The 12,092-nt window shown below is 46.7% G+C and carries 13 protein-coding genes; 3 read left to right on the top strand and 10 right to left on the bottom strand.

What is annotated here, in order from left to right; all coding sequences use genetic code 11:
- From BQ9856_RS22335 to BQ9856_RS22290, 10 genes are all read right to left on the bottom strand, one after another.
- Positions 1–390, bottom strand: coding sequence for a hypothetical protein (locus BQ9856_RS22335; protein WP_077612972.1), 390 nt, complete (start codon positions 388–390; stop codon positions 1–3).
- Positions 387–821 (bottom strand): prepilin peptidase, encoded by a 435-nt coding sequence (locus BQ9856_RS22330; protein ID WP_077612971.1) that lies wholly within the window; start codon positions 819–821, stop codon positions 387–389. Before BQ9856_RS22330 ends, BQ9856_RS22335 begins: the two co-directional genes overlap by 4 nt.
- A gap of 12 nt (positions 822–833) precedes the next feature.
- A complete protein-coding gene (locus tag BQ9856_RS22325; protein ID WP_235839286.1) occupies positions 834–1,763 on the bottom strand; it encodes a TadE/TadG family type IV pilus assembly protein in 930 nt (309 codons plus the stop codon).
- 13 nt (positions 1,764–1,776) lie between these two features.
- A complete protein-coding gene (locus BQ9856_RS22320) occupies positions 1,777–3,657 on the bottom strand; it encodes a DUF5702 domain-containing protein (RefSeq protein WP_077612970.1) in 1,881 nt (626 codons plus the stop codon).
- Positions 3,657–3,842: a Flp1 family type IVb pilin gene (locus BQ9856_RS22315; protein ID WP_442855562.1), complete on the bottom strand. Its 186-nt coding sequence runs from the start codon at positions 3,840–3,842 to the stop codon at positions 3,657–3,659. The genes BQ9856_RS22320 and BQ9856_RS22315 overlap by 1 nt, the downstream gene beginning before the upstream one ends.
- A gap of 14 nt (positions 3,843–3,856) precedes the next feature.
- The gene (locus BQ9856_RS22310) at positions 3,857–5,119 is read right to left on the bottom strand and encodes an immunoglobulin-like domain-containing protein (RefSeq protein WP_077612969.1); all 1,263 of its coding nucleotides are present in this window, start codon (positions 5,117–5,119) and stop codon (positions 3,857–3,859) included.
- Positions 5,120–5,132: 13 nt separating this feature from the next.
- Positions 5,133–5,720 carry a type II secretion system F family protein gene (locus BQ9856_RS22305; protein ID WP_328587261.1) on the bottom strand — a complete coding sequence of 196 codons (588 nt, stop codon included), beginning with the start codon at positions 5,718–5,720 and terminating at the stop codon, positions 5,133–5,135.
- Positions 5,721–5,856: 136 nt separating this feature from the next.
- Positions 5,857–7,080, bottom strand: coding sequence for a CpaF family protein (locus tag BQ9856_RS22300; protein WP_442855561.1), 1,224 nt, complete (start codon positions 7,078–7,080; stop codon positions 5,857–5,859).
- 12 nt (positions 7,081–7,092) lie between these two features.
- The gene (locus tag BQ9856_RS22295; RefSeq protein WP_442855560.1) at positions 7,093–8,094 is read right to left on the bottom strand and encodes a hypothetical protein; all 1,002 of its coding nucleotides are present in this window, start codon (positions 8,092–8,094) and stop codon (positions 7,093–7,095) included.
- Between the two features lie 17 nt (positions 8,095–8,111).
- On the bottom strand, positions 8,112–8,630 hold the full coding sequence (locus BQ9856_RS22290) for a prepilin peptidase (RefSeq protein WP_235839285.1): 519 nt from the start codon (positions 8,628–8,630) through the stop codon (positions 8,112–8,114).
- 409 nt (positions 8,631–9,039) lie between these two features.
- Between BQ9856_RS22290 and BQ9856_RS22285 the strand changes: the two genes are divergently transcribed.
- From BQ9856_RS22285 to glgB, 3 genes are all read left to right on the top strand, one after another.
- Positions 9,040–9,420 carry an ArsR/SmtB family transcription factor gene (locus BQ9856_RS22285; protein WP_442855559.1) on the top strand — a complete coding sequence of 127 codons (381 nt, stop codon included), beginning with the start codon at positions 9,040–9,042 and terminating at the stop codon, positions 9,418–9,420.
- Between the two features lie 104 nt (positions 9,421–9,524).
- Positions 9,525–9,743, top strand: coding sequence for a YaaL family protein (locus BQ9856_RS22280; protein ID WP_077612965.1), 219 nt, complete (start codon positions 9,525–9,527; stop codon positions 9,741–9,743).
- A 394-nt stretch (positions 9,744–10,137) separates the two neighbouring features.
- The gene (glgB, locus tag BQ9856_RS22270) at positions 10,138–12,048 is read left to right on the top strand and encodes a 1,4-alpha-glucan branching protein GlgB (RefSeq protein WP_077612963.1); all 1,911 of its coding nucleotides are present in this window, start codon (positions 10,138–10,140) and stop codon (positions 12,046–12,048) included.
- Positions 12,049–12,092: the final 44 nt, after the last annotated feature.

Below are 12,092 nucleotides of genomic sequence, written 5' to 3'. Positions count from 1 at the left end.
TCATTCCTCCTGATTGATCAGAGATAACAGCCGTAAAAAATTTTCCGGGTCAAACACACTCCGTTCCAGTTCAAGCTTCCAGCTTCCGCCCGCTCCCATTGCTTTCACTTTCTTTCCTGTTACAGAGGCGCCGGATAAACGAACCTGAAACTCATATTGTTTCCATGAAAAAGGCCGGCCGGCCCTTCGAGACGCCCACAAAGCCGCATCTTCCGGTTGTTCCGTTTCATTGTGGCGGAGCCGTTCCGCGGACTCTTCCAGAGCCAAAGCTCCCACAACCTCATCACGCAGGCGGTATGCTGCCTGAATGGAAAATAACAGGGCCCATAAGACAATTGCCATAACAAAGGCAGCTTCTATGGTATAGCTTCCTCTCAGCTTTCCTTTCATAGCATCACCAGTCCGATCCATACGGGAACTAAGACCGGCAGAAACGGTATTGATTTCTTTTTGATATCTTTTCCCCGCACCCGGCAGTAAAAGTAAATTCCGCTGCATATAAGTCCATTGAAGAACGTCCCGTAGATCAATAGCTTAAGGTTCAAAATCGTACTCAAAAAAAGACCGCTGACCACAAAAAAGCAGCCATCTCCTGCACCGATTGCCTCATCCGTCAAGCGGCTGATAAAAAGGAGCACAACCCCGATCAGACAGCTTAACAACCGTTCTATTCCAAATCTCCCCTGCAAAAGAGAAAGAAAGGTGCCCGCTATGCCTGCTGCTGCGAAAAGCCATACGCTTATGCTTTTCTCTCTTCCATCCTGCCAGGCCGCGGTCAAAAGAAACATACCAAATACAATTCTGTTTATGTTTTCAAACATAAAGCCACCTCCCTATTGTGAGCAATAAGAACATGCTCCCAGATGACGGACTTGAGATAAAGGAACGGCTTCTACATAAGCGGTGATGGAAGAGCAGTATGGATCGCTGTGATACCGTTCTCCTCCCGGCATGATGTAAACGCTGCTGTTTTCCCCTGCAAACCTGCCGCATCTGCTGCAAGGCCGGTACTTCCCTCCGGATGTATTGCGTGCGCTTTCCAATTCTTTAAAAGGAATCTGCTGTATATCATTATACAGATAATGGCAGGTCCGCTTCCTGTGATATCTGGTGCTGCTCTTCCCGACATAAACCAGCTCCTCTTCTTCACCGGCTCCTCTTTTATTTCCCCCAGCCCGGCCGATCCATGCCCTACGGCAGCTTCTGGCTGTCATGGGCATGCTGTACAATCCGAAGACTGGAAAAGGGAGCTTCACCTGGTAATTCATGATCAAATCTATGGTTTCTCCATCTCTTAAAACAGAAGACTGCGCAAAGGATACCGATCCAAGCGATCTAAAATCCACCCGCCCCTCCATTCGCTTTCTCACATAGAGCAAAATCCCCTGCTCCGTCAGACCTTCCGGAAATTCCTCCGGGATACCATCTGATCCGGCGGCTTTAAACGTTTCTCCCAGTTTAAGCTGATCCATAACGTAAGCATACTGGCTCACCTCTTCGCCTTCCGTTTCCAGGGCCGTCTGAATACGCCTTCCCTCATTCATCAATCGCATGGGCAGCATCAAAATTATCATAAAAAACAGGAAAAGCGGCAGAACTATGGCTGCCTCTATGGTCAGACTCCCCTTTCTCCGGAGGCCGGAGGCGGATGATAATACCCTTTTTACAAGGAATCTATGTTTCATGAAGGGGATCTGTACCTGGAGAGTAACATTTTTTTTATCATCTTTCTTTAAAAACTCCTTGAAAAAGGGCATCATCATCCGCCTCCTTCCCCTAATAAGCTTTCTCTGTCCGGACTTCCACCGGATAGAAAGGGTTACTTCCTCCGAAGAACATATGCCTTGACTTCACAGTTCCCCGGACTTCTGCCTGATAAACGCAATGCACCATGCGGAAATCTTCCTGCTTTCGGCATATATTCATCTGAATAATATCCATCAGGCGATAGTATTGGCGCTCAGCCCTGCCTGTAAAAAGAATAAGTTTCAAGTAACCTGTATAATCGATTCCTTTCTCATCCTCCTTTCCTCCGGCGTACACTCCCGTTCTTCCTAATTCCAGAAGGTTATCCAGAGATAAATTCCAGGTATCCCCTGATTTCACGAAGACTGCCTTTTTCCCTTCCAGAAGCATTCTTACGTCTACAACCGCTTCTCCCAAAGCCCAGATACTCATTACAAAAAATGCTACAACTCCGGTAAGGGGAATCAAACCTGCAACACCGGTAATCACGCCGGCAAGGGCTTTTGCTTCCTCCCGCTTCCGGCTGTCCGAAAGGATATGAATTAAGTTCATTCCTTCCCTGACCGCCAGAACATCCGCAACTGCCTGCTTTAGGTTTTCCTCATCTGTGTTTTTTCCTGAAACCAGATACTCTAACTCATACTTTACCTCCTTATCTTCTTCCGAGAGAATACAGGTAAGAAAGCGGCCGCAATATTCCTGAAACCAGATCCGGTCCATGAGGCCGGCCGTCTGTCCCTGTCCCTCTTCATAAGAAGCAGAAGGAAGATCAGTATGATCCAAAACCCCTTTGGATATTTCACTCCCCTCCGGAAGGACCAGGTCTAAAAGCCCCTTTTGTACAAAGTCCCCTACCTGTTCCAGAATCCTTTGTTTTTCCGGATCTCTGACACCACTGGAATAAGAGAGCACCGGAATATCTGCCTCATACCATATCTCCCTTACGGAATCCCACAATGCGGACTCATCCGGGCCTTCATCATCTTCATCATCCCAGTCCGAGATGATTTCCTCTACCTCATAGGAACGCTCCTCAGCCCGTTCCATGACCTGTTTTATCTGTATCATCTTTTCCGGCAGAGCTTCGATTTTCATCCTTCGCCCTCCTTCCTTATTTACATAAGATTCATAGCAGGCGGTGTCCTCATCAAGGGCCTCACGGACTCCCTGGCTTAACTCTCCCTGAACCGCTGACAGCTCAGTATTTGTTTCCTTCAGGCTCTTTTTCAGTTCATCCGCCCTTTTTCCATAAGCCTTTACCAGGGATGGTATCCGCTCCATTTCATCCTCAAGCCCTGCCGCCTCTCTTCGAAATCCCGAACCGTCATAATCACCTATCCTGTCATAAGCGTTCTGCCAGTAATCTTTTTGCCTGTTCAAAGAATCATTTATATCCTGCAAGGCCTTTTCCAGCCGGACTGCTTCCCGTGTATGCCCGCTATAGGCTCCCGATAGTTTTTTTACAGCACCCGCTTCCTTTAAATTCCGAAGCAGGACTTCGGCCCCGCTCTCATCGGGAATGTCCTCAAAGACCCCGTATTTCATATAGTCAAGGATTTCCTGTTTCAGATAGTCTCCACCGCGATCGGTAATGCGAAAAAGCTGCATGATATCTGCGTCTTCCACATCCATGGAATACCAGCCTGAGCTTTCCATATAGGGCTCCATAAAGTCTTTCCAGGTATTCTTAAGTTCTTCTTCATCCCCACATTCCAAAAGGAAGAGCCGGTATTTCTCCCAGACCTCTCTGTGATACCTGCTGAATACAGAGTCCATGGCGGAATCCGCTGCCAGCTTTAAGTAATATCTGGCCCCGGCAGTCCGTGCGGACTCTAAAAGTCCGCACATGAGACTGAATATGCACATAAGGACCAGAGCGAAAAACACTGTTATCTGACCGCTTTTGCGCATTAGTACACCTCTTTAGACTGGCTGTTAATTTCCTTGAAAATGTTTTCAAGAAGCGTTGTTATCTGTTTTTTAAAAATGATGACAAGGCCTATTAAAACCACTAAAATCAACACGACTTCAATGACACCTACCCCATCTTCTTCCTTAATAAAATCCATCACTTGTCTTTTTAAAAATATTCCCATTGTTTCACCTCCTTCTAATAAAATGCAAGGAACGCCGGAACTACAATCATGACCATGACCACTCCCAGCATCAAAAGCAGTGGAAGCAAAAGCTTGGTCCCCGCCTCCTCTCCCAGCTTTTTCGCCAGGTTTTTTCTCTGCTCAAAGGCAGAAACCATCTCAAGCTCCAAAGCCGGACGAAGCTGCCGGCTCCCATTTTTTTGGCTCTGCTCCAGAAGAGCGGAAAGCTTTAGATAAGATTGTATGCCGCAGCGCCTCCCAAATTCGCTATAGGCCCGCCCTTCCGCCTGCCCGCTGCTAAGCTGCCCCACGGTTTTCACCATCTCCTCATAGGCAGGGCGTATGCTTCTTTTCCCACGTTTTACAGCCTCTTCATAACCTGCTGCAATCCTCTCCCATGCCCCCCGCACCGTAAGCCCTGCCCCTATGTAGACCACAAGCTTGGAAACTACCTCAGAGTAATCAAAAAGCAGTTGCTGTTCCCGTTTCTTTGCCTGTTTTTGTTTATCAACTCCTTCCTTCACATGCAACAGGACTGCCAGCAAAATCCCAAGAACGGGAAATATCCGGTAATCCCCCTCCTTTGGCAGGCAATAAGAAAGCTTATGCCCGTCATACACCGACGGAAGCAACAGTCTGTCCTCTGTCTGCTGCTGAAGGTCTGCTTTACCGGCCCATTTTTTAAAGGCATCAGCTATCTTTTCTTCCGGAGTACGGATGGGCGGGTAAACGGTTACCTTATACTCATATCTCCGCTCGTGGCTCCCGTCCGTCACTCTGGCGCTTAACCAGACAGACTCCCCTTCTTCCGGAATCTCTTCATTATGAACGGTTCCAAAGGAATCGATCAGCTCGGGATTATCGGATTCCCAGGTAATTTTAAACCCATAGTCTTTAAGGCTGCTTTTTAAATTTAAATTTACTCTCACCTCCTCCAGAGTGTCATTTTCCCCCAGCATCTGCTCTTTCAATTCAGGCTGGATCCTTTCAAACAGATCCTTAGCCTCTTCATCCGAATACTTCCTTTCTCTCACAGGTATCTCCACCGTTATCCTCCTGCTTCCATTCTCCCGGTCAAGTCCCGACACCTGGATTTCATAAGAGGTCTCCCCCTGCCCCGGTCCGGCCCGCTTCAGTCCTTCCACTTCATACAATGCCTGCCCCCCCACTCCGGGAGCCAGCTCCATCACCGCATACAAAATAATTCCTCCTGCCACGCAGGCAGCCTGGGCCTTCGTAAAAGGCAGTTTCCGCTTTTTTATGCTTTTTTCCGACATATTACCTCCCTGTCTATATCTCAATTTCCATGATCTTCTTTGCGGCCGCGAATGCGGTTATGTATATGGCCATGCATATGGTCATGAGGATTTTCCCGATTCCTGTGCTGTACATGATGTCGAAAAAACCTGGTGAAGTCATATCGATATAGAGAACTATAAAAAATGGAATCATATTCATAATCTTTTGTTCAAATTGTTTCGAAGCTGTCATAGTTCGGATCTCCTGCCTTACCTGTACTTTATCCCGTATCACATCCGCCGTATGGCTGATGACTGAAACCAATTCTCCTCCGCTGCGTTTTGCAGCAGCAAATACCTCCGTGAAATTTTTAACATCATCAAGGCCGCTGCGGCCGGCAAATTCGGAAAGTGCCTGTTCCACCGAACGGTTCATCCGGATCTGGCTTACAATATGGCTGAACTCCTTTGAAATCAGTCCCTCCTCTCCATACAGCAAATTCAATTCCCTGACCGAAGCGGAAAATGAATTCTCTACCGAGTACCCGGCACTTAAAAAGGAGGATAATAATAGAATTCCTTCCTTGAATTCCAAATTCAGCTGTTCAAGCCGCTTTTCTTTCAGTTCTTTTCTTTTCATAACGGGAAAAATAAAACCTAAGGGAATGAATATCAGAAATGCTACAATGCTGCGGTAAAAGACATATGCGAAGAGCCCTCCTATGGCCAGGCCCTGAAGTCCGTATAAGCACCACTGGACTGGTGTCAAAATATATTCATCGTATCTCAATGCCTGCGGTTTTAAGCTTTTCGGTGTTTTGAAGGTTCCCCACCTTTTTAAGGCTTCCCCGCACGTTTTTCCCGCTCTCCCGGTCTTCATAATCTTCCTCAAACCGGTATAATGGATTAAGCCTGATTTCTCCGTTCTCATAGCCAACTACCTCCACAATGGACAGAACCCGCCTGCTCTTGTCTCTCAGACGTCCCAGATGTATCAGAATATCAATTGCCGCCGCCACCTGGCTGCGGACCGCCGGCAGGGGGATATCTGCCCCCATCAGTACCATGGTTTCCAGCCTGGAGAGCATGTCTTTGGGGCTGTTACCATGTCCGGTGCTAAGGCTTCCGTCATGTCCTGTATTCATCGCTGATATCATGTCCAGCGCTTCTTTCCCTCTTACCTCTCCAATTATTATTCTGCTTGGATTCATCCGCAAGGCCGCTTTAATTAAATCCCCGATGGTTATCTCCCCTTCTCCCTCCCCATTGGCCCCCCGTGTCTCAAGCCTTACCAGATTGGGGATATGAGCGATCTTAAGCTCTGCGGAATCCTCTATGGTCACAATCCGTTCATCCCGCGGTATATAAGCGGACAGTGCATTGAGAAAGGTACTTTTTCCTGAATTGGTTCCTCCGCTGATAAAAATGTTATACCCTGCTTCTACCAGGCATTTTAAAAAATCGGCCGTTTCTTCTGTAACGGAACCAAGCTTTAATAGTTTTGCCATGGTAATCGGCTCCGGAAACTTCCGTATGGTAACTGCAGGGCCATCTAAGGCAATGGGAGGCAGCACTACATGTACCCTGGAACCATCGGGCAGCCTGGCATCCGCAATGGGCCTTGATACATTTACCGTACGGTTTACCCTGCTGACGATCTGCTGTATGGTATCCTCCAGCTGTTCCTGACTGTCAAAGGTTTTACCGCACTGCTCCATACGTCCGTTCCGCTCTACAAAGATGCGGTCTGCTCCATTTACCATGATCTCAGACACTTCCCTGTCATCCACCAGTACCTGGAGGGCTCCCAGACGACGGAAAGAATCGAAAAGCCGGCCCCGAAGCTCAATCTTATCTTTTAACGGCAGGAAGCTGTCTTGCCCATATTCCAGTATTCTCCGGTCTATGATGGTGTAAAGCTCTTCATCCGTAACCTGCTGCTGTTCATCCAGCTCTCTCATGATCTCTTCCCGCATCTTCCTCCGCTGCTCATCGTCCATAACCATTCCTCCCTATGGCTGCTTCCTTAATAGCTGCCTTGTATAGTCTCCCAATTCTCCCCATAAAAGCTGTTCCAGATAGTTGTCTCTCCGCCCGAAACTGCAGTGATAAGGAAGCTTCAGCTTTTGAATCCGGTTCTTAAGAGGTTCATGACCGGAGGAGACCAGATATTCCTCAAATTCTTCTACCTTCGCTGCTGATACACAGTCATCCTTTACCGGCATGTATACTACATCACAGATCTCCAACACTTCCGTGGCTTTTTTACCAAACTGCCCCAGGTCCAGGATGAGGACTTCATAAGCGCTTTCTCTGGCTATACAGCTCACCAGGTCCGCCATCGCCTGTGCCGTTACCTGACAGAGATCCTCAGGGTAGCGCACCGGCGGTACATAATCTAAGTCTCCCCAGGTATAGACCATGGAACCAAGCCGCACCCAGCTAAAGCCATCCTGGCTGTAATAATATAAAAGCTCTGAGAGGCCCCCTCTGTATTCTTCTCCGATCAGACGTCCGAATCCGGAACAATCCTCTAAATTTAAATACAGCACCTTTAAATCCCGGGCCAGCAGCTGCCCCATGGTAAGGGCAAGAGAGGTCTTTAAACACCGGTTTACAGGCGAATATATTCCGGTTATCCGGCTCACCTTTGAAACCATGGTAAAACCCGAATCTTCCGGATCAGAACAGTAGCAGGCCATCACCTCACGCATAATGTTATCTGCAGCCTGATATTTATAAACGCTTGGATACTGCTCTTCCAGAGGAACTACTTCTCCATCGGCCAGCGTAACCACCCGGGAGGCCCCTATTTTACCAATCTCCTCCTGTGATACGGAGGAATTGATAAGTAAAAGCTCTATCCCATGGTCCGCCGCATAAGCCTTCAGCCGTTCCAAAGTTGTAAATGCCATAACGGAAAACGAAATCTGCTCCCTGTGATTAACAAATTCCGCGAACCTCTCCGCATACAAAGGATCCACATCATAGACCGCCATCACTCTTTTTGCCAAAACAGAACCTCCTTTTTCTATTGTAATAGTATTATGTAAACGAATGTTCCTAAAAACAAACATATGCCCAAGGGTATTACCACTTCATACCCATCCCGGACAGGATTGTAATAAGCTGTAAGTTTTCCAGTATGGAATACACGCCTGATATAGGCCAGAAGACAGGAAAGGCGTTTTAGAAGGCTGCCTTTTACTGCCATTTTGATAAAGGACCAGAAAGCCCCGATAAGAAAACCAAATCCAACGGCCAGAGCACCCGCCCTAAGCCCCAGATAACCGCATATCAGTCCGGCCAGCTTAATATCTCCGGCACCAATCATCCGACACACGAATAATGCGAAAAAAACCGCAGCCACAACTGCAAACCTCAGAAAGAAACGGAATGAAACTTCCAGAAAAACTGCACCTCCTGCAGACCTTTCTGATTCGAGAATGCCAAGCAGAATGCCGGTTACCATTCCTAAGAGCACCCACCAGTTGGGAATCCGGTGTTCCCGGACATCATAATAGGCTCCCGCCCCTAAAATAAACAGCAAAATAAAATATCGAACGATACAATCCCCCTCTTTCCTTAAAAAATTGATCCTGGAATTCTTGCTGGAATATCAGCTTTGAGATTATGGAAACATAGATCCATAATTCTCTGAAAAATCATTTGATAGACTGTACGCGGAACGCATACATGAATGTGACTTTATTATGCACAAGACAAGAGCGAATGTCAACAGTTTTTTTAAGAAATATTGTATACATTCATTTCGATTGTATCTGAGACATTTCCATATTCCATCTTCCACTTTTTGTTATTTTATACATTTTCCCATTGTTTTCGACGTTTTTCGCAGCATATGTCACAAAGTTTTTACAGTAAAACATTGACTTACCCTGATTCGGATGATATGATATTATTAGTTTATTTTTTTAAACCAAAGGAGGAATTCACCGGTGGAAGCCGAAGAGTTTCACAAGCTTTTCCAGAATTGCATGCCGCTTTTTATCGCTCTGGGGGATGAAGTCCGGCTGGCCATTATTGAGGTTCTTGCACGTACAGGCCTGTACGATGACATGGGAAACGATGTAGCCGGTATAACCGAAGGCTGCCCTGCACCGCAAAAACAGGGAATGAATGTTAAGGAAATCACGGAGCAGACCAGCTTATCCCGTCCTGCGGTCTCCCATCATTTAAAGATCCTAAAAGAGGCAGGTCTTATAAATGTCCGGCAGGAGGGAACGGCCAATTATTATTATCTGACCATTGGTGACAGCACGAAAAAACTTTGTTCCCTTGGACAACATTTACAGGGCTTTTTCAATCAGATTTCATAAATATTAAAAGTTATACAGGTAATTTATGAATAAAGTGGCATTTTCCAGATATACTGAATTCTATAGAGCATTTGGTATAAGACTATAAATCTGGAGATGGTAAAATGAAAAATGTGCTTTTAAAAAAACATCTGGCTCCATCAGAAGAGGAACGGAATTTAAGACGTGAGATCGAGCGTTCCAAAACTGCCATCGATGCCGCCAGAAACCACTTTGAACAAGTGGTTGACCCGACGCTTATCGATTGTTATATCTACGAACTTAACGCAGCACAGCTGCGTTATCAGTTCCTCTTGCGCCGCTTTAAAAGCCGGGAGGTATAAAATACTAAAAGCTGGAGGAGAAGTATATGAGCAGGTGGTGTGAGGATTTCTGCAGTAACAGCTCTCCCGGCTATTCTTTGGGAAACAATACGCGGCAAGGATATTCTGAATTTCCTTGCCTCGGTCTTTTTAATCCACTTATAAGGCAATATTTATTTGATATCATACGGTTGCCTGCCGATACCTTTGACACTGATGGCAGACGGATCATGAAACCATGCTTCACTCCGTCACCAGCTATGAATTACATAAAAGCAGTTATTCCGATTATAATGACCATAATTATTTTGAAATTGTACAAGGCTGGGATCCATTGGTTTGCGGCTTTATGCGTTTGTGTACAATCACGGCGAAGACCGGAGCGTTATAGAAAAGATTATGGAGGGGTGAGTAAATGACAGAAAGCGGAAAGGAAATTGGAACAGGTTTTATCACAGAGGTGGACCGGTACCTCTACAACAATGGCAGGCATTACGAAATCTACGAAAAACTGGGAGCCCATCCGAAAAAATTCGAGGGAAGGGATGGGATGTATTTCGCAGTCTGGGCACCTCACGCAGAGCAGATTGGAGTGGCAGGGGATTTTAACGGTTGGAATCCGGATGCCAATCCCATGACTCTGCTTGCTGATTCGGGAATCTGGGAAGCGTTTGTTCCCGGTGTCGGTGTGGGAGAATTGTATAAATTCGCCATTTCCACAAAGAGCGGCAAGATTCTCTTTAAAGCGGACCCCTATGCTTTTCACGCGGAATACCGACCCGGGACCGCTTCTGTTACAGCGGATTTATCCGGGTTCAAATGGAAAGACCTCCCGTGGATGGAGAAGCAAAGGAATAGGGATCCTATGAACGGACCTGTGAGCATCTATGAGGTACATCTGGGGTCCTGGAGAAGGAAAAACAGGGATAATAAAGATGGCTTTTACACTTATATCGAGGCCGCTCATGAACTGGCAGATTACATACTGGAAATGGGGTATACCCATGTCGAGCTTTTAGGAATTGCAGAACATCCCTATGATGGCTCCTGGGGCTACCAGGTGACCGGCTATTTTGCCCCGACGTCCCGTTATGGGACTCCGGAAGAGTTTATGTATTTTGTTGACTATATGCACAGAAAGGGAATCGGGGTCATATTGGACTGGGTTCCGGCCCATTTTCCAAGGGATGCCCATGGGCTGGCAGACTTTGACGGGGAACCCTGCTATGAATACGCGGACCCCAGAAAAGGAGAGCATCCGGACTGGGGGACCAAGGTCTTTGATTACAGTAAATACGAGGTGGATAACTTTCTCATCGCCAATGCCCTTTACTGGGTTGAAAAATTCCATGTCGACGGATTGCGGGTCGATGCAGTAGCTTCCATGCTTTATCTGGACTATGGCAGAAACAATGGGGATTGGGTCCCTAACCGGAATGGGGGAAATGAGAACCTGGAAGCCATTGAATTTTTTAAGCATTTAAACAGTGTCTTAAAAAAACGGGGAAACGGGGCTATGGTCATCGCAGAGGAATCCACCGCCTGGCCCAGGGTCACCGGTGATCCGGAGCAGGGAAGTCTTGGGTTTACCTTTAAATGGAACATGGGTTGGATGCATGATTTTCTTGAATATATGAAGCTGGATCCTTATTTCCGCAAATACAATCACGATAAAATGACCTTCGGACTTTCATATTTTACCAGTGAGAAATATATACTGGTATTGTCCCATGATGAGGTGGTGCATTTAAAATGTTCCATGATAAACAAAATGCCAGGGCTTTTAGAGGATAAATTTGCAAATTTAAAGTCAGGATATACATATATGCTGGGACACCCGGGCAAGAAACTGCTGTTTATGGGGCAGGACTTTGGGCAGTTCCACGAGTGGGATGAAAAGACAGCTCTGGACTGGTATCTGTCCGATGAACCCTTAGGCAAGGGGCTTAAGGATTATGTCCGCGATCTTCTGCACCTGTATAAGAAGTACCCGGCGCTTTATGAAAAGGATTATGACTGGGAAGGTTTTTTCTGGATCAATGCCAATGACCGGGAACGCAGCATTTTCAGTTTCATCCGCTACAGCGAAGACCATAAGCACAGCCTGCTGTTTGTTATAAGCTTCACGCCGGTAGAACGTCCGGATTACCGGGTCGGGGTTCCAAAACGGGGGAACTATACCCTTGTTCTGGATGAGAGCCACGGGTTGTACAAACGGGGGGAAAAGGCACCTTCCTTCCGTCCTGCAAAGGTGGAATGGGATGGTCAGGAATATTCCTTCGCCTATCCTCTTCCAGCTTATGGAGCGGCAGTTTTTCGTTTCTAGTTTAATGGGATAATTCGGTAATATTTCCGAATTTATTGCATTTT

It is taken from the genome of Clostridium sp. Marseille-P2415, from assembly GCF_900155545.1.
Taxonomy (GTDB): domain Bacteria; phylum Bacillota; class Clostridia; order Lachnospirales; family Lachnospiraceae; genus Lacrimispora.
This window is presented reverse-complemented; position numbering and strand designations above follow the sequence as displayed.

Bases quoted from the DNA above. Each gene is read 5' to 3' on its own strand.
- BQ9856_RS22320 (WP_077612970.1), bottom strand. From the start codon at position 3,657: ATGCGCAAAAGCGGTCAGATAACAGTGTTTTTCGCTCTGGTCCTTATG.
- BQ9856_RS22330 (WP_077612971.1), bottom strand. From the start codon at position 821: ATGTTTGAAAACATAAACAGAATTGTATTTGGTATGTTTCTTTTGACC.
- BQ9856_RS22280 (WP_077612965.1), top strand. From the start codon at position 9,525: ATGAAAAATGTGCTTTTAAAAAAACATCTGGCTCCATCAGAAGAGGAA.
- BQ9856_RS22310 (WP_077612969.1), bottom strand. From the start codon at position 5,119: ATGTCGGAAAAAAGCATAAAAAAGCGGAAACTGCCTTTTACGAAGGCC.
- glgB (WP_077612963.1), top strand. From the start codon at position 10,138: ATGACAGAAAGCGGAAAGGAAATTGGAACAGGTTTTATCACAGAGGTG.
- BQ9856_RS22305 (WP_328587261.1), bottom strand. From the start codon at position 5,720: ATGAAAAGAAAAGAACTGAAAGAAAAGCGGCTTGAACAGCTGAATTTG.
- BQ9856_RS22315 (WP_442855562.1), bottom strand. From the start codon at position 3,842: ATGGGAATATTTTTAAAAAGACAAGTGATGGATTTTATTAAGGAAGAA.
- BQ9856_RS22300 (WP_442855561.1), bottom strand. From the start codon at position 7,080: ATGGACGATGAGCAGCGGAGGAAGATGCGGGAAGAGATCATGAGAGAG.
- BQ9856_RS22335 (WP_077612972.1), bottom strand. From the start codon at position 390: ATGAAAGGAAAGCTGAGAGGAAGCTATACCATAGAAGCTGCCTTTGTT.
- BQ9856_RS22325 (WP_235839286.1), bottom strand. From the start codon at position 1,763: ATGATGATGCCCTTTTTCAAGGAGTTTTTAAAGAAAGATGATAAAAAA.